This window comes from Paraburkholderia sp. GAS348 (assembly GCF_050434205.1).
GTDB lineage: Bacteria > Pseudomonadota > Gammaproteobacteria > Burkholderiales > Burkholderiaceae > Paraburkholderia.
Genome location: NZ_JBNPVT010000009.1, coordinates 64,353 through 82,145 on the forward strand (window position 1 = coordinate 64,353; position 17,793 = coordinate 82,145).

The following is a 17,793-nucleotide window of genomic DNA, read 5'->3' on the forward strand; positions in this document are numbered from 1 at the left end:
TGCCTGAGACTTGTGCCTGAGACTTGTGCCTGAGACTTGTGCCTGATATCTGTGCCTGATATCTGTGCCTGATATCTGTGCCTGATATCTGTGCCTGATATCTGTGCCTGATATCTGTGCCTGATATCTGTGCCTGATATCTGTGCCCGATATCTGTGCCTGCGATCTGTGCCTGGGATTTGAGCTTGATATTCCGGCCTAATATTCCGGCCCGAGCAGCCGGGCCTGTCGGCTGCTCATAGAGAATCCATCATGCTAGACGAACAGACTATCCGCGATCTCGCGGCGCAGCTCGACAACGCCGAGAAAACGCGTACCCAGCTGCGCCACTTTTCGGCCAGGTATCCCGGGATGACTGTACAGGACGGTTACGCGATTCAGCGCGAGTGGGTGAAGCTCAAACTGGCCGAGGGGCATGTGATCAAGGGCCGTAAGATTGGCCTGACCTCACGCGCGATGCAGCGTTCGTCGCAGATTGACGAACCCGACTATGCGCCGCTGCTCGACAGCATGTTCATCGAAAGCGGCCAGGACATCCGCGCCGACCGATTCATTGCACCGCGCGTGGAAGTCGAACTGGCCTTCGTATTGAGCAAGCCTTTGAAGGGCCCTGGCGTCACGCTGTTCGATGTTCTGGATGCCACGGCCTACGTGAGCCCTGCGGTCGAGATTATTGACGCGCGCATCGAGCAAATCGACCGTGAGACGAAGGCGCCGCGCAAGGTCTACGACACCATCTCCGACTTCGCGGCGAATGCCGGCATTGTGTTGGGCGGCCGCCCGGTGCGCCCGCTGGACGTCGACCTTCGTTGGGTGGGCGCATTGCTTTACAAGAATGGGGCTGTGGAAGAAAGCGGACTTGCCGCGGCCGTGCTGAATCACCCTGCAATTGGCGTTGCATGGCTCGCGAACAAGATCGCTTCGTATGACGAGGTATTGAACGCAAACGACGTCATTCTGAGCGGCTCGTTCACGAGCCCGATCCCGGCACGAGCGGGCGACACTTTCCATGTCGACTATGGTCCGCTGGGCGGCATTGGTTTGAACTTCATTTGAGTGTGCCGACATGTCTCTACTGCAAAACACATTCAAGCGCGCGCTGACCGAAGGCAAACCGCAATTCGGCTTATGGGCGGCGCCTGCCGACGCACACGTGACCGAGTTGCTGGCCACGGCCGGTTTCGACTGGCTATTGATCGACAACGAGCACGCACCGAACGCCGTCGCGGCGACGCGCTACCCGCCGCGGGGCATTCGTGGCATGGGGAGTGCGTTGGCGCGGGCATCGAGATGGAAGCGGATATCGGGAAGGTGCGGGACGCCGGCAAAGCGGCGGGTGTACTAGTACCGGATTCGGCCATTGCGGCCGAGTACCTGGCGGCGGGCGCGACGTTTGTGGCGGTGGGAACGGACACGGGCTTATTGAGCCGGGGCGAAGCCTGTGGTTTCCCATGCAGACCTGTCCGCGACGCACGTAGTGCGGAGTGGGAGCTGATGAATCCTTTGTCACTGGTGCCTGAAGGTGCGAGGGCCCGGATTCCAGATGCACCACTACCCCGTGCAGACCACGGTGCCCACTTAGCATTAGCGGTTTGAGCCGCTTTCTTTGCTTACTTTCTTTGCGGCGGCAAAGAAAGTGAGTGCCGCCCCGCATAGGGGCGACGCTAATAAACCAATATCAATTCAAGGAAAGGCCAACGCCCTAGGCAAACAGCCAAAGCGCCGCAGGCAAAAAAGCAAAAAGCAAAAAAGCAAAAAAAACCTTAATCCCCCGCCGGCCAAGGCAACCCCACCACCGACCAATCCAGCTCCACTCCAACAACAGCCCTACCACTAGCGAACTGCACAGCCAAGGTAACCGCAACACAAGGCCGGCCGCTGGCCAAAGAAAGATAAGGATTACTAGCCACAGCCACCCCAGGCAACAAAACCGCATTACGAAAATAAGGCCGATGATCCCACCTTGCATCCCGCGGATTCGCGACAGGCTGCAGCGAAGCCGCATCGCTGCTCCACGCCGGCCCCGGCACCTCAGCCCCAATCTGCCTACCCGAATCATCGAGAATAAAACAGCTGATACAGCGATCAAACGTCGCCAGAAAAGCAAACGCCTCCCGCATTGCAACACCGGCCACCAAACCATCCGCAGCAAGCCTCAACGCAACCCGATAAGGCTCCACTTCCGACTCGAACAACGCATGCTGATGCGCCCTCCCCTGAGCAATCACATCAAAAGCATCATCGATCCGCCGATGCACCGATTCCGGCGGCGCAATCTCGGTCGCCGGCCGCCCGAGCAGATACCCCTGCGCGAAATCCACATTCGACTCAACAGCAAGAATCAATTCCTCAGTGGTCTCTACGCCCTCCACAACCACCAGCATCCCCGCCTGATGCAACAGCGAAACGAGCTTCGGCAAGATCGGCTGCCCGGAACCGTGACTGGTTGCGCGAATCAGCTCACCGTCAAGCTTCACGAGATCCGGCCGGATCCGCAACAACCGGTCGAGGTTCGATTGCCCCGCGCCGAAATCGTCGACGGCGATCAGAAAGCCATGCTCGCGGTACAAAGCCGCCGCCCGCGACATGTCGTCGACGCTGCCGCCATGCGATTCGAGAATCTCGAGAATCACCTGCTCCGGTTCGAGCCCCACCGCCCGCACGATCATGGCGAGCTGATCCGCATAGCCTTCGGCGATAAACGTGGCCGGCAAAATATTGAGGAACAGCCACGCACCGCCGGGCAGCGATTCGCGCGCATTGGCCAGATGCACGGCATGGCTCGCGCGATCGAGCGCGCCTTCGTCGCGGGACGGCTTCGGCGCGAACAGGACAACGGGCGGCACCAGCGTGCCGTCGTCCTGCTCGCCGCGCAGCAACGCCTCGAACCCCACCTGCTTCTGATGCGACAAGCTATAGAGCGGCTGGAAGTGCGAGGTCAGGTAATAGTCCTCCCAGCGATGCCGCAACGCAGCCGCCCCATCCTCCTCATGCGCAGCATCGGAGAGCATGTGCGGCGCCTCGAACGGCAACGCACGTTCGGCGCACACGCGGTTTCTGCCCGAATGCTTGGCGCGCAGCAAGGCTTCATCGGCACGATCGAGCAGCACCATGATGTTTTCGCCACTGCGGTGTTCGGCCACGCCGAAGCTCGCGGTCAGATGGCCGTCGGGCCGCTCGATCGCGGCAATCGCACAGCGCAGGCGCTCGGCCAGCGCCAGTGCGCCGGCCAGCCCGTCGCGCAGCAGCACCGCGAACTCCTCGCCGCCGATCCGGCTCACGCTGTCGTCCGCGGAGGTCTCCTCCATCAGCACCTGGGCGACCTGGTACAGCGTGTGGTCGCCGATCGCGTGACCGAAGCGGTCGTTCAGCGATTTGAAACTGTCGATGTCGAGAAAAATAGCGCTGACCCGCGCATCGGGCGTCATGGTTTCGAGGCGGCGCTCGCCCTGCTTCACAAACGCGCGGCGGTTTTGCAGGCCGGTCAGCGGATCGGTCGCGGCGAGTTGCGCCAGTTGGCTCTCGAGCAGAAAGTGGTTGCGCCGGAACCGGTAGAAAACGAAGTGAAACACAACCGAAGCCGGTATGCCGATCGCCACCACCCACATCCACACGACGACGTCGACGTCATGCGTGTGCGGCTCGCCAAACAGCAAGGCAAGCGCCGCCCCATAGAACAGCGCGCTGCCGGCGAAGAAATGCAGCGGCGTGAGCCATAGCGGCGCGGCGCAGATCGGGATTGCCACCATTGCCGGCAGTGCCCACAGCAACGGTTGCTCGACGCCGGAAACGTTCAGCGCGAGCCCGGCCATCAGCACCAGCGCGTACGCGACACCGATTGCGCCGAACATCCGGGTCGAGCCGGTGCGTGGAATCGCTATCGCCAGCAGGGCAAGCATCAGCGCACAGGCGAGCCGGTAGGGGAGCGGCGTCGCCGGGCCGGCGACCATGTTGCGCGCCCCCACGAAACACAGGAAGGCGACAACAGTAAACGCCATCGCCACGGTCGAAAGTGGACGCTGGTGTTCCAGCGATCGTCGATGAAAACGGTCGCGCAAACCGGAATCGGACAGTTGCTTCGTTGAGGTGGAAAGCATATTGATAGATATCAGACTGGCTCCGGTCACTCGTCCGATGTATAACGGCAACCGTCTGACAAATATTTAGCCTGCCCGCAAATAGAATTGCGCCCCGCTCCGAGGGGCTACGCGGCCACCCACCCCAATTTGCACCCATAGTTCCGACGAATGTAAAGTGGCTAAAAGTTAATGTCTTAAGTAGACTCCTGCGAAGTGTGGCGAACAGACTGGACAATTCGGTAAAAATAACCTAAGACGCGTGCAACGCGCGGCTTTCCTTAACACGTTCACTTGTATTTGACCGTCGGTGCCCATTTTCATACACGGCTGAAGCAACGGCCCTTTCCTGGAAAATATGGTCCCAATTCTCGATTACCTGCTGGAACGCCAGATCTCGCCACAATGGCGTGGCATGCTGACCGCTTTGGCAACAGAGTTCGAAGCGCAGATCGGCCGCGACGAACTGCGCCAACTGATGTACCGCATCGGCTGCCGGTTTGCCGCGGCGCATCAGTTGCCGGCTTGCGGGTCGACGGCGGAACTCGCTCAGGCATTGAATCTGGTCTGGCATGGGATGGATTGGGGCTTCGTGGAGTTGTCCGACGAAGCCGAATCTTTGCGCATCCTTCATTACTGCGCGCCGCTGCAGGCGTTCGGCAACACGGCGCTCGCGTGGACCCCGGCGTTTCTCGAAGGCGTCTATCAGACCTGGTTGAGCGCGTTGGGCGCGCACGGCCTGTCGGTCGCACAAACCAGCGAGTACGGCACAGACACCGCGATCGAGTTTCGAATGGGCCGGCATCCGGTCTGAGCGAATCGTGAAGTTGAAATCAGTTCTGGCGCCGCGAGCAAGCGTGTGGATCGTGGCAAGGCAAGTCATGTACAAGACGGCGGCACTATGAGTTCATCGAGCGACATCGAGAAACTATTCGATCATTTTGGGGGCGACGCCAACGCGTACCAGGAAATCGGCCGCGAAAACGAAGCGCGTTCGGCGCGCACACGTTGGCCGCTGCTGGTGACGCTGGATTTGACCCAGCCGGCGATTCCGGCGATCGGCCAACGCCGTGCAGTCGCTGCTAGCGAGGCATCGGCGCAAGACGCGGCGCCCACTGCCGATCGTCAGGACACGACGCCCAAAGACGCCGCCTCCGTCACGCGCGCGAAGGCGCCGCTGTTCACCCGCTCACATAGGCGCGACATCCCGCCGGTCGTCGTCACTGTTCAGCCTGCCGCTTCGAGCGGCGCTTCGCGTTTCGGCGCGCCCGATACGGAAGATGAAACCGCGCCGGCGCCGCACCCGGAAGCCGCGCCCGCGTGGGTTCAAGCGCCTGCGCCTGCTCCTGCTCCCGCGCCTGCCCAGGCGTGGGCACAGGCGTGGGTACAGGCACAGGCACCCGCCCACACCCCCACGATTGCGCCTGCTGCGCCGAAGCCGCCCGCTTCGATCCTTGGCAAACTGTTCGCCCCGGAACCCACACTCGCGCCGCCGCGGCCCGCCGCCCCGCCAAGCGAATCCGCACCGCTGCAATCGGTCTTCGACCGTCTGCGCGGCACAGCCACTCAAGCGGCCGCCGCGCCGGCGGGCGCACCGCGCGCCGTCACGCCCGCCGCCTCCAACTCGTGGCTGATCAACGGCCCTCGTCGCTCATGAAGGTCATTGCAGTCGTGTCTGCCAAAGGCGGGGTCGGTAAAACCACCCTCGCCGCCAATCTCGCTTCCGTGCTGGCCGCTAGCGGCCGCCGGGTGATTGCCCTCGACCTCGATCCGCAGAACGCGCTGCGCCTGCATTTCGGCGTGCCGCTCGACAGCATCGACGGCTTGTCGCGCGCCACGTTGACGGGCGATCCATGGCAATCGGTGATGTTCGACGGCGTAGACGGCGTGACCGTGCTGCCCTATGGCGCGCTGCTCGAAGACGACCGCCGCCGCTTCGAAGCGCGTATCGACCAGGAGCCGGGGTGGCTCGCGCAGTCGCTGCAGACGCTGCGGCTCGATGCATCCGACATCGTCATCATCGATACGCCGCCGGGTTCGTCCGTGTACGTACGCACGGCATTATGCGCGGCCACCTTCGCGCTGAACGTGGTGCTGGCCGACGCCGCCTCTTACGCGGCCATTCCGTTAATGGAACGGCTGATTGAAACGTATGCGGCGCCGCGTCCCGAGTTCGGCGGCGTTGGCTATGTGATCAACCAGATCGACCAGTCGCGCCAGTTGACCAAAGACGTCCTCAAGGTCTTGCGCCAGATGCTCGGCGACAAGCTTTTCCCGGGCGTGATCCATCTGGACGAAGGCGTGAGCGAAGCGCTCGCCTGCGACACCACGTTGATTCACTACGATCCACTCAGCCAGGCAGCCGCGGATTTTCGCTCGTGCGGCAACTGGCTGACGGCGGCGGTCGATGCGATCGCCGTCTCGCCGAGGAACGTCGCATGACTACGCCTTCATCGCCAGGCCTCGAAGGCGCCGAGCCATCGCGGCTCGAACGCTTCGTCGACGCACGCTTCTGGAACAGCCGGATTGTGACGGGTCTGGTCACGCTGTTCGCGCTGATGATGCTGTACTTCGTGTTCACGGTGCCGCTCGCGTTCTACGAGCAACTGACGTTCGCAACCTGCTGCTTCATCACCGCCCTGTGGTTCCGCCGCCTGCCTGGCCGTTACGCGACGATGGTGATGATCATGCTCTCGGTGGTCACGTCGGGCCGCTATATGTACTGGCGGCTCACTTCGACCACGTACTGGGAACATCCGCTCGACGCCGCGTGGGGCCTGCTGCTGGTCTCGGCCGAGGTCTATTCGACCCTCGTGCTGCTGCTCGGCTACTTCCAGACCGCCTGGCCGCTCAAGCGCACGCCGATGCCGCTGCCCGCTTCGCGCGACCTGTGGCCGTCCGTCGACGTCTTCATCCCGACCTACAACGAGCCGCTCTCGGTGGTGAAGCCGACCATCTTCGCCGCGCTCGCGCTCGACTATCCGGCCGAGAAAATCTCGATCCACGTGCTCGACGACGGCCGCCGTCCCGAGTTCAAGGCGTTCTGCGAGGAGGTCGGCGTCAACTGGACGATCCGCACGCACAACCGCCACGCGAAAGCCGGCAACATCAATGAAGCCTTGAAGATCACCCAGGGTGAATACCTCGCGATCTTCGACTGCGATCACATTCCGACCCGCTCGTTCCTGCAGATCGGCCTCGGCTGGTTCCTGCGCGACAAGCTGCTGTCGATGCTGCAAACGCCGCACCACTTCTTCTCCGCCGACCCGTTCGAACGCAATCTCGGCACCTTCCGCAAGGTACCGAACGAAGGCGAACTGTTTTACGGCCTCGTGCAGGACGGCAACGATCTGTGGAACGCCACGTTCTTCTGCGGCTCCTGCGCGTTGCTGCGCCGGACCATGGTCGAAGAGATCGGCGGCATTGCAGTAGAGACCGTTACCGAAGACGCGCACACCGCGTTAAAGCTGCACCGCCTCGGCTACACCACCGCGTATCTGGCGATCCCGCAGGCGGCGGGTCTCGCCACTGAAAGTCTCTCCGGCCACATCGGCCAGCGGATTCGCTGGGCACGCGGCATGACGCAGATTTTCCGGATCGACAATCCACTGACCGGCAAGGGCCTGAAACTCGGCCAGCGGCTCTGCTATCTGAACGCGATGATGCACTTCTTCTACGGCATCCCGCGTCTGGTGTTCCTCACCGCACCGCTGTCGTATCTGTTCTTCGGCGCGCACGTGATCGAAGCCGCCGCCAGCACGATCGCGATCTACGCACTGCCGCACATGATGCACGCGAGCATCACCAACTCGCGGATGCAGCGCTCGTTCCGCCATTCGTTCTGGGCCGAAGTGTACGAATCGGTGCTGGCGTCGTACATCACCGCGCCTACGCTGCTCGCGCTGATCAATCCGAAGCTCGGCAAGTTCAACGTGACGGCCAAGGGTGGCCAGATCGAGAAGAACTACTTCGACTGGGCGATCTCGCGGCCGTATCTGTTCCTGCTGTTGCTGAACCTGATCGGCTTTGTCGTGGGTATCGTGCATATCTATCTGAATTGGCACATCCGCAGCGTGGTGAACACGACCATCCTGAACCTCGGCTGGACCACCTACAACATGCTGATACTCGGCGCGAGCGTGGCCGCGGCGAGCGAGCGCCGGCAGATTCGCGCCGTGCACCGCGTGGCGATGCAGATGCCCGTGATGCTGAAGTTCTCGACCGGCCGCACGCTTGCCTGCGAAACCATCGACTATTCGGAAGGCGGCGTCGGCGTGGCGCTGCCGGCGAAAATCGAAGTGCCGTTGCACGAACACGTGACAGTGTCGCTGTTTCGCGGCGACGAGGAATACGCCTTCCCCGCCACCGTCGGTTTCACGGAGCCGGGCCGCGTGGGCCTGCGCTTCTCGGCGATGACGCGCGAGCAGGAATACGAGTTCGTCAAGACCACCTTCGCGCGCGCCGACGCGTGGACCGGCTGGGCCGAAGGGCGTCAGCAGGACACGCCGTTGCGCGGTCTGTCGCATGTGCTGACGGTCGGCGCACGCGGCATTGCGGGGCTCTTCGAGCATCTTTATGCCGACCTTCGAAGCGCGATGAAAAGCCGTCCGGTGGACGTCAAGAAGCTAAAAACCAAAGACTGATCTATGGGCAACAGGATGGCGAAGTCAAACGTCGAACGCTCGAATCACGAGCGCAGTGTGATGGAACCGAAGGCACGTCTGTCTGGACGCCCCCGCTCGCAGCGGTTGATGCGCGGGCTTGCCTGCTGGCTCGCGTTGCAGACCGCGTTGGCGGCGCCGCTGGCTTCGGCGGCTGAAGTGGCCGCGGCGGCCATCGGCGGCGCGAGTGCGCCGCAAGCCGGCCAGGCGGCAGTGACCCAGGACGCGCCGGCTGCGCGCGTCGCCGTTGGCGCGGGCAGTGTGTCCGCGCCGAGCGCGGCCATCCCTTACGATCCGAACACGCTCGCGCAAGCGCAGTTGGCCACGCCCACGCCGGCGCTCGCCGCGTCGTCGGTGAAAGCTCTGGGTATCAGAACGCCGACCACCGCCGAACCGGGCACGCTGGTGCCGGGCGGCCGGCGTCAGACGCTCACCTTCGCCGACCTGGGCGCGCACGATCCGCTGCAACTGCGCGGCACCGACGGCCAGAACGGCGTCGCCTTCTCCGTGCGCGGCGACGAAGTGGTGACCGGCGCGGTCCTGCATCTGGTCTATAGCTATTCGCCCGCGCTGCTCGCGAATATTTCCCAGCTGAAAGTGCTGGTGAACGGCGAAGTCGCCGCGACGCTGCCCGTGCCGCACGAACAGGCCGGCATGCTGGTGGCGCGCGACGTCTCGATCGATCCGCGTTTCATCACCGAATTCAACCATCTGAACGTGCAGTTGATCGGGCATTACACGACGAGCTGCGAAGACCCGGCGAATTCGTCGCTGTGGGCCACCGTCAGCAACGCCAGTTCGCTCGATCTGACCTATGCGTCGCTCGCCAGCAAGCCGGACCTGGCGGCATTGCCGCAGCCGTTCTTCGACCGCCGCGACGTGCGCCGTCTCGAGCTGCCGTTCGTGTTCCCGCAAAAACCCGGCGCCGCTACGCTCGAAGCGGGCGGCATCGTCGCGTCATGGTTCGGCGCGCTCGCCGGCTATCGTGGCGCGGTGTTTCCGGCGCAACTGGATCACGCGCCGCTGTCGGGCAACGCGGTGGTGTTCGCGACCGACGACCAGCGCCCGGCCGGCGTGACGATTCCGGCGATCTCCGGCCCGACGATCGCCGTGATGGATCGCGAAGCGCCGGCACGCGGCAAGCTGCTGCTCGTGCTCGGCCGCACCGAAGCCGAACTGAAAACCGCCGCCAAGGCACTCGGCATCGGCCAGAACACGCTGAGCGGCCCGAGCGCGACGATCACCCAGTTGAACGAACTCGCGCCGCGCGCGCCGTACGACGCGCCGAACTGGCTGCCGACCAACCGTCCGGTGCGTTTCGGCGAACTCGCCGACCCGCGCGACCTGACCGTGTCCGGCTACGACGCCGACGCCGTCCGCGTGAATCTGCGCGTCCCGCCCGATCTGTTCATGTGGCATACCAAGGGCGCGCCGATCGATCTGCGCTACCGTTATACGGTGCGTCCGCTGCGGGACCGTTCGTCGCTGAATGTCAGCGTCAATGACGGCTTCGTGCAGGCTTTGCCGATTCCAGCCGAATCGGCCTCAGTGTTCGACTTGAGCCATTACTTCGCGCGCGTGTTGCCGGACAGGACCGCCGAAGCGAGTCGCACGCTCCATATTCCGCCGCTGCTGCTGACGCCGCGCGCGCAAGTGCGTCTGCATTTCTTCTACGATATTCCGAACACCGGTGAATGCCACGGCCGTCTGCTGGATAACGTAGTCGGCGCAATCGATCCGAACTCGACCATCGACCTGTCGTCGTTCCCGCATTACATGGCCCTGCCCGATCTGGCCGCCTTCGCCAACAGCGGCTTTCCCTTCACGCGGATGGCCGACCTCTCCGAGACCGCCGTGATCCTGCCGGACGAGGCCGATTCGAGCGACTACAGCCTGTACCTGATGACCATGGGCCGCATGGGCGCATCGACGGGTTACCCGGTGAATGGCGTCACCGTCGGCACGGCCGACGACGTCGACAAGTACGCCGACAAGGACCTGCTGATTTTCGGCGCGCCGGGCAAGCAACCGCTGCTGCAGCGCTGGGCCAAATCGATGCCGTTCTCCAGCGACGGCGATTCGCGCACTTTCGCGCTCTCGGACGTGGTCTTCAAGCTCGAGGACTGGTGGCATGGCGAGCGCGGTGTCGAACGCTCGCCGGCGCGCGCCGATCTGACGCTCGTGAGTTCGAACGGCGATGCGCTCCTGACCGGTTTCGAATCGCCGCTGCACAAGAACCGCAGCGCCGTCGCGCTGGTGAGCGCGGCCGGCCAGTCGGACGCCGATCTGTCCGCCGCCCTGCTCGACGCCGACGTGCTGCAGGGAATTCAAGGCGCGATGGCCGTGATCCACGGCCGCACCGTCACCATCACGTCGAACGGCGAAGCGTACTATGTCGGCCATTTGTCGCCGCAGGAGTATCTGCGCTGGGCGCTGTCGTCGCATCCGCTGTTGCTGATGCTGGGCGGCGTGCTCGCCGCGCTGATCATCGCGGGCCTGTTCTACCGGACGCTGCGTTCGATCGCCGCGCGCCGCCTGAGGGACTGATAGGACTGGTATGCGGGTTCGAATCAACAAGATCTCTATGACACTCGCCTTGGGGCTTGGCGTTGGCCTCGCGCTTGCAGCGACCACGAGTTCCGCCAGTATCGCCAAGGTGGCGCAGACCACCCCGGCGCCCGGCCAGGCCGGTCCATGCAACTCCGACTGGCCGGCCTACCGCACGTTCGTCGAACACTTCGTGCAGGCCGATGGCCGCGTGATCGATTACTCCTCGGCACAGCTGAAAACCACCTCGGAAGGCCAATCGTACGGCCTGTTCTTCGCGCTGGCCGCGAACGACCGCGCGACCTTCGACCGCTTGCTCAACTGGACCCGCGCCAATCTCGCGGGCAATCAGTTCGACGCGCAAAACGTCCGGCTGCCGTCGTGGCTGTGGGGCAAGAAACCGGACGGCTCGTTCGGCGTGCTCGATCAGAATTCCGCATCCGACTCCGATCTGTGGATCGCCTACGATCTGCTGCAAGCCGGCCGCCTCTGGCATGAGGCAAGTTATACGCAACTCGGTCAGGCGCTCGCCGCACAAATCGCTCGCCAGGAAATAACCACGCTGCCCGGTGTCGGCCCGATGCTGCTGCCCGGACCGCAAGGCTTCAGGAATGGCGGCGTGACGCGCCTGAATCCGAGCTACCTGCCCTTGCCGGTGCTGCGCGCGCTGGCCAGGGACATGCCGAACGGCCCGTGGGCCAGGCTCGCCGACAGCGCCTACAAGCTGATCAGGACCACAGCGCCGCAAGGCTTCGCGCCCGACTGGGCCGCCTGGCAGAACGGCCAGTTCGTGGTCGATCCGAAAGAAGGCGACACCGGCAGCTACGACGCGATCCGCGTCTATCTGTGGGCCGGCCTCGCCTCGCCCGCCGATCCGCTCGCCAAACCCTGGCTCGCGGCGCTCGGCGGCATGCGCGCGAAGGTTGCGCAAACCGGCATCCCGCCCGAGAAGGTTGCGTCGACCACCGGCACCGCGAGCGGCGAAGGACCGTTGAGCTACTGGGGTGCGCTCGCGCCGTACTTCCAGGCGCTCGGCGACGAGCGCGGCCTCGGTCTCGCGCGGACCCATCTCGCCGTGCTCGACACCAGCGCGCCGGGCCGCGACCCTGTCTACTACGATCGCGTGCTGGGCTTGTTCGGCACCGGATTTATCGACGGCCGCTATCGTTTCGACGAAGCCGGCCGTCTGGTGCCCAGTTGGAGAAATGCATGCGACTGAGCGCCCTCGCGTTTTCATTGCGGTTCGCGCTGAGCCTCACGGCCGTCTGCTGCGTGGCGACGGCCTCGCCCGACGCATTGGCGCAGGCATCGAAAGATCCGCTGAGCGTGCTGATCGATCAGGGCAAGTACTGGCAATCGCATCACCGCGGCGACCTCGCCGAACAGGCGTGGCAGAAAGTGCTGCGCATCGACCCGAATCAACCCGATGCGCTCTACGGCATGGGCATGGTGCTCGCCGACCGCAAGGACGGCGCGGGCGCGCAGCAGTATCTGGCGCGTCTGAAAGCGGTCGCGCCGAACTATCCGAATCTGGACGAACTGGGCCGGCGTCTCGGCGAATCGAGCCTGCGCGACCAGACTGTCAACGACGCGCGGCGGCTTGCGCAAAGCGGTCAGAGCGCGAGCGCGGTGGAGCAGTATCAGCGCGCGTTGAACGGCAAACCGGCCACGCCCGAACTGCAGCTCGAGTATTACCAGGCGCTCTCCGCCACGCCGCAAGGCTGGGATCAGGCGCGCCGCGGCCTCGAACAACTTGCCCGCGACAACCCCGATGATCCGCGCTACGCCCTCGCCTATGCACAGCATCTGACGTATCGCGATGTGACGCGCCGCGACGGTATCGCACGGCTGCAGAAGCTCGCCGGCGACAGCACGGTCGGCGCGTCGGCGAAGAAGAGCTGGCGCCAGGCGTTGTTATGGCTCGACGCACGGCCCTCCGACGCCGCGCTGTACGAAGCCTATCTGCAAGGTGCACCCGACGACGCCGCGGTCAAGGCGCGCTTCGAGTCGATGGTTCAGCAGGACAAGGCGGCCCGCGACCGCGCCCAGGAAAATGCCGCCGTCGACGCCCGCGGCCGCACCATCGCCGACGGTTTCGCCGCGCTCGATCGTGGCGACCTCGGCACGGCACGCACGAAGTTTTCGTCGGTCCTCGCGAGCAGTCCGAACGACACCGACGCGCTCGGCGGCATGGGTATCGCCGCGTTGAAGCAGGAACGCTTTGCCGAAGCCCGCAACTATCTGGAACGCGCGTCGCGCAGCGGCAATCCGGCGCGCTGGAAAACCGCGCTCGATAGCGCGACCTACTGGACCTATACCAGCGACGCAATCGGCGCGCGCAGCAATGGCGAGGTCGCGAAGGCGAAGTCGCTGTTCGAACGCGCGATCGCGCTAAATCCGTCCGATGTCACCGCGCAGGTGCTGCTCGGCGAAATGCTGCTGGCGAACGGCGACCCGGTCGGCGCGGAGCAGGCCTACCGGATGGCATTGCGTCGCCAGGCCGACAATCCCGACGCGATTCGCGGCCTCGTCGGCGCGCTCGCCGCGCAAGGCCGCGGCGACGAAGCGCTGCAATTCGCCAATCAGCTGAACGGCGAACAACAGTCCAAGGCCGGCGGCATCAACCGTCTGCGTGGCGAAGCGCAGGCCGCGCAGGCACGCGCGGCCGAAGCGCGCGGCGATCTCGGCAGCGCGCGCAGCCTGTTCGAAGACGCGCTGCTGAACGACCCCGACGATCCCTGGCTGCGTCTGGACCTCGCGCGCATTTACGTGCGCCAAGGCGCCGTTGCGAATGCGCGCAGCATGATGGACGGGCTGCTCGCCGCGCATCCCGACATGACCGACGCGTTGTATGCGAGCGCGTTGCTGTCGGCGGAAACGCAGGACTGGGCAGCCGGTCTCGCGCAACTCGACCGGATTCCGCCCGCGCAACGCACGGACGCGATGACGACCTTGCAGCACCGTTTGTGGGTGCATCAGCAGGCCGACCTCGCGACGCGGATGGCGCGCAACGGCCAGTCGCAACACGCGCTGGCGACGCTGTACGCGGCCGAACCGGTTGCCGGCAATAGCCCCGAACTGATCGGCGTAATCGCCGCCGCGTATCAGCAGGCCGGCGACCCGAATCGCGCGTTGAGCCTCGTGCGCAGCGCGATGAACGCGGCGCCCGGCAACACCGATTTGCTGCTGCAATACGCGGGCATTCTGTCCGCCACGCAGCAGGAAGCCGAACTCGGCATGGTGATGCGGCGGCTCGCGTCGATGCCATTGACGCCGCAGCAGCGCACGGATTTCGGCAATCTGAATCTGGGGATCGTCATCAAGCAATGCGACGCGGTGCGTCAGCGCGGCGACCTTGCCAGCGCCTACGACGTGATCGCGCCGTGGCTGGCGGCGATGCCCGACAATCCCGATCTGCAAGCCGCCCTCGGCCGCCTCTATTCGAGCGCCGGCGACGACCGTAACGCACTCGCCAGTTACCGCGTCGCGCTGCAGCGCAAGCCCGACGACCTGAACCTGCTGCAGGCGACCATCCCTGCGGCGGTCGGTGCGAAACAGTTCAGCTACGCCGAATCGCTCGCCGATCAGGCGCTCTCTGCGGCGCCTGGCGATCCGGGCGTGCTGGCGACGGTCGGCCGCATGTATCGCGCCGAAGGCAAGCTGTCGCTCGCGTCGACTTATCTGCAACGCTCGCTGGTTGCGGCCAATACGCCGCTGATGGCCAACGCGCCGCGCGCCGATGCATCGAGCAACGTGCCGCGCGGCTGGGAAGCCGCGATGCGCAGGATCGGCGCGACGCCGCTGCCCGGCACCAATCCCTTCGAAGGTAAAACCGCAACGATCTCGCCGACCGACGCCGACAACGCCGCGTTTGCCGGCGGCGGCCTCAATGCCGCGCGTGCATCGCTTCCGTACTCGCAGTCCTCCTTGCCGTCACAGACCGTGCCGAACTATCCGCCGCCCTCGCAGCCCGCGCCTTATGTCGCGCCTTATACGGCCCCTGCGCAGCCGTATTTGCCCAATGCCGCGCCGAACGCCGCGCCTACCGCCGTTCCTTATAACGCGCCGCGTCCCGGCGCCAACACGGGCGGCTACGGCCAGGAGAGCAACGGATCGAGCCAGTCGGGCGCGCCGTTGCAGCCGTATCCGGGTCAAGGCCAGGCGCAGATGCAAACGCAGATGCCACCAATGCAGCCGGACCCGCAGCAGCAGTACAACCCGGCGTATCCGCAGCAGGCGGATTACGCGCAACAGGCCGGTTACCCGCAGCCATCCGGTTATCCGCAGCAGGCCGGATATCCTCAACAGGCGGGTTATCCTCAACAGGCGGGTTATCCTCAACAGGCAGGCTACCCGCAACAAGGTGGATATCCGCAACAGGCGCAATACCAGCAGCAGGTGCCCGACGGCTATGCAACCACGCCGTGGCCGATGTCGCCTGCGGCACGTGAAGCGCAGGCTAATGCCGGTTCGACGCAACAACCGCGTTACACGGGTTCGGCCACGAGCACGAAACACTCGGCAAGCAAGAAGCCCGGCACGTCAAACAGCAACCGCAACGCGCAAGCTTATGCGCAGGCGCCGTATGGGCAGCAGCAAGGCTATTCACAGCAGCAACAAGGCTACCCGCAACAGCAACAACAGCCCTATTACGGCCAGCAGCCTTATCCGCAGCAACAAGGTTACGCGCAGCAGCCTTACCACCCGTATCCGCCGCAGCAGGCCTATGGTCAGCAGCCCTATCAGCCGTATCCGAGCCAGGGCTCGGGTTATTACGCGCAGCAACAGCAGCCGTACATCCCGCAGCCGCCGACCGGTTATGCGCAGGCGTATTACCCCCAACAACCCGGCGCGAACGGCAACGGCGGCAACTACGCGCAACCGAACGTAGCCAACACGCAAACGCTCGGTGTCGCCGAAGAACTGGCGCAGGTCAATCGCGAGCAATCGAGCACCGTGTCGGGCGGGATTGTGTTCCGCAACCGCTCGGGAGAAGACGGCCTGTCGACGCTGACGGATATCGAAGCGCCCATTCAGGGGCGTATCAAGGCCGGCAACGGCCATATCGTCGTGACGGCGACCCCGGTTACGCTGGATGCGGGCACCGCCTCGGGCAATGTATCGACGCTCGCGCGGTTCGGCGCGGGGCTGTCCAATAGCACGTCGGCGACGGCGGCGGTTGCTGGCAACAACATCTACGGCAGCCAGACTGCCAGCGGCGTGGGGTTGTCGCTCGGCTACGAGGGCCGTGGTTTTAGCGGCGATATCGGTGTGACGCCGCTCGGTTTCCCCGAGAAGACCATCGTGGCCGGCCTGCAATACAGCGGCGGCATTACAGACAAGGTTTCTTATTCGCTGGCTGTTGCGCGCCGGGCGGTGACCGACAGTTTGCTGTCCTACGCTGGCGCGCGTGACTCGGGCTCAGGGCTTGAATGGGGTGGCGTCACCTCCAATGGCGGCCTTGGCAGCCTTGCATGGGATGACGGCACCAGCGGTCTGTATGTGAATGCCGCGTACCAGTACTACCAGGGCAATCACGTTGCGAGCAATGACGCCGTCAAGGGCGGCGGCGGTGTCTACACGCGCCTGTTGAAAGATGCCGATCAGACGCTGACCATCGGTGTGAACACGACGATGATGCGCTATAACAACAATCTGTCTTACTTCACGTATGGTCAAGGCGGGTATTTCAGTCCGCAACAATATGTGATCCTGAATTTGCCGGTGGAATGGACCGGGCGCAGTGGTGCGTTTACCTACGACGTGAAGGGATCGATCGGCGTGCAGCATTATCGTCAGGACACGTCGAACTACTTCCCGCTCAATGATGGTTCCAACCGTCAGAGCGACGCGGCGGGGGAAGCCAAACTCATCGGCACGGGTGTGGATAGTGGTGCGGTTTATCCTGGGCAGAGCAAGACCGGGGTTTCCTATTCGCTTGGCGCAGTGGGAGAGTATCAACTGGCACCGCAGTTGGCGTTTGGGGCAACTGCGTCGCTCGGCAATGCTTATGAATATCGCGAGTGGCTTGCAGCCGTTTATGTGCGGTATAGCTTTAGCAAGCAGACGGGCTTGCAGCCGTTCCCGCCTACGCCGCTCAGTTCGCCTTATTTGTCATTGTCGAATTAATTTCTTTTTGCCTTTGGCGGCGGCATCGAGGGTGGTTTTATGGCGGTGCCGCTCTTTGGTTTTTTGTCTGCTCGGGGCTTGCTGTCTGTACGCCTACGGCGTTGGCCTTTCCTTGATCTGGCTTCTTTGGCCTTTCCTTGAATTCTTATTGGTCTGTTAGCGTCGCCCCTGTGCGGGGCGGGCGACAGCCCATTTCGTGTGATGTTTAGCAGATAGAACCAATCAGCCCCACCAACACACGCCCTTCTTTCCGCTATTCATAGCCCCGCCAGACCCCCGAGGTAAAACTTGCCAACCCCTCAGCGCGCATCCGTTCGGCAAAACCCGTAAAGCACCCTCGATCAGGTCACCGGCCAAGCGTTGTAGCCTACAATTATTGC

The 17,793-nt window shown here is 63.9% G+C and carries 9 protein-coding genes and 1 pseudogene; 9 read left to right on the forward strand and 1 reads right to left on the reverse strand.

From position 1 onward, the window contains the following. Positions 1-252 precede the first annotated feature (252 nt). Together hpaH and P3T22_RS17265 are read left to right on the forward strand one after the other, a co-directional pair. Positions 253-1,056 carry a 2-oxo-hept-4-ene-1,7-dioate hydratase gene (gene hpaH, locus P3T22_RS17260; RefSeq protein WP_429325565.1) on the forward strand — a complete coding sequence of 268 codons (804 nt, stop codon included), beginning with the start codon at positions 253-255 and terminating at the stop codon, positions 1,054-1,056. Positions 1,057-1,066: 10 nt separating this feature from the next. Next, positions 1,067-1,434: pseudogene (locus tag P3T22_RS17265) on the forward strand (aldolase/citrate lyase family protein); the annotation flags it as partial. Positions 1,435-1,763: 329 nt separating this feature from the next. On the opposite strand, the gene P3T22_RS17270 reads toward P3T22_RS17265, so the two are convergent. After that, complete coding sequence (locus P3T22_RS17270) at positions 1,764-4,097, reverse strand: EAL domain-containing protein (RefSeq protein ID WP_429325566.1); 2,334 nt, start codon at positions 4,095-4,097, stop codon at positions 1,764-1,766. Between the two features lie 337 nt (positions 4,098-4,434). Between P3T22_RS17270 and bcsD the strand changes: the two genes are divergently transcribed. The 7 genes from bcsD (at position 4,435) to P3T22_RS17305 (ending at position 17,413) form a co-directional block, all read left to right on the forward strand. Continuing rightward, positions 4,435-4,890 carry a cellulose biosynthesis protein BcsD gene (bcsD, locus tag P3T22_RS17275; RefSeq protein WP_063498679.1) on the forward strand — a complete coding sequence of 152 codons (456 nt, stop codon included), beginning with the start codon at positions 4,435-4,437 and terminating at the stop codon, positions 4,888-4,890. Between the two features lie 87 nt (positions 4,891-4,977). Continuing rightward, positions 4,978-5,733 carry a cellulose biosynthesis protein BcsP gene (bcsP, locus tag P3T22_RS17280; RefSeq protein ID WP_429325567.1) on the forward strand — a complete coding sequence of 252 codons (756 nt, stop codon included), beginning with the start codon at positions 4,978-4,980 and terminating at the stop codon, positions 5,731-5,733. Then, positions 5,730-6,518 carry a cellulose biosynthesis protein BcsQ gene (bcsQ, locus tag P3T22_RS17285; RefSeq protein ID WP_063498677.1) on the forward strand — a complete coding sequence of 263 codons (789 nt, stop codon included), beginning with the start codon at positions 5,730-5,732 and terminating at the stop codon, positions 6,516-6,518. Before bcsP ends, bcsQ begins: the two co-directional genes overlap by 4 nt. Continuing rightward, positions 6,515-8,719 carry a UDP-forming cellulose synthase catalytic subunit gene (bcsA, locus tag P3T22_RS17290; RefSeq protein WP_429325568.1) on the forward strand — a complete coding sequence of 735 codons (2,205 nt, stop codon included), beginning with the start codon at positions 6,515-6,517 and terminating at the stop codon, positions 8,717-8,719. Before bcsQ ends, bcsA begins: the two co-directional genes overlap by 4 nt. A 3-nt stretch (positions 8,720-8,722) precedes the next feature. Next, entirely contained in the window at positions 8,723-11,284 is a 2,562-nt protein-coding gene (gene bcsB, locus P3T22_RS17295) for a cellulose biosynthesis cyclic di-GMP-binding regulatory protein BcsB (RefSeq protein ID WP_429325569.1), read from the forward strand. A gap of 10 nt (positions 11,285-11,294) precedes the next feature. After that, a complete protein-coding gene (gene bcsZ, locus P3T22_RS17300; protein ID WP_429325570.1) occupies positions 11,295-12,503 on the forward strand; it encodes a cellulose synthase complex periplasmic endoglucanase BcsZ in 1,209 nt (402 codons plus the stop codon). Continuing rightward, positions 12,494-17,413, forward strand: a complete 4,920-nt coding sequence (locus P3T22_RS17305; protein ID WP_429325571.1) for a cellulose synthase subunit BcsC-related outer membrane protein — start codon at positions 12,494-12,496, stop codon at positions 17,411-17,413. The genes bcsZ and P3T22_RS17305 overlap by 10 nt, the downstream gene beginning before the upstream one ends. Positions 17,414-17,793 lie beyond the last annotated feature (380 nt).

Coding starts and splice junctions, on each gene's coding strand:
- bcsB (WP_429325569.1), top strand. CDS start 8,723: ATGGGCAACAGGATGGCGAAGTCAAACGTCGAACGCTCGAATCACGAG.
- bcsZ (WP_429325570.1), top strand. CDS start 11,295: ATGCGGGTTCGAATCAACAAGATCTCTATGACACTCGCCTTGGGGCTT.
- bcsQ (WP_063498677.1), top strand. CDS start 5,730: ATGAAGGTCATTGCAGTCGTGTCTGCCAAAGGCGGGGTCGGTAAAACC.
- P3T22_RS17270 (WP_429325566.1), bottom strand. CDS start 4,097: ATGCTTTCCACCTCAACGAAGCAACTGTCCGATTCCGGTTTGCGCGAC.
- bcsA (WP_429325568.1), top strand. CDS start 6,515: ATGACTACGCCTTCATCGCCAGGCCTCGAAGGCGCCGAGCCATCGCGG.
- bcsP (WP_429325567.1), top strand. CDS start 4,978: ATGAGTTCATCGAGCGACATCGAGAAACTATTCGATCATTTTGGGGGC.
- P3T22_RS17305 (WP_429325571.1), top strand. CDS start 12,494: ATGCGACTGAGCGCCCTCGCGTTTTCATTGCGGTTCGCGCTGAGCCTC.
- bcsD (WP_063498679.1), top strand. CDS start 4,435: ATGGTCCCAATTCTCGATTACCTGCTGGAACGCCAGATCTCGCCACAA.
- hpaH (WP_429325565.1), top strand. CDS start 253: ATGCTAGACGAACAGACTATCCGCGATCTCGCGGCGCAGCTCGACAAC.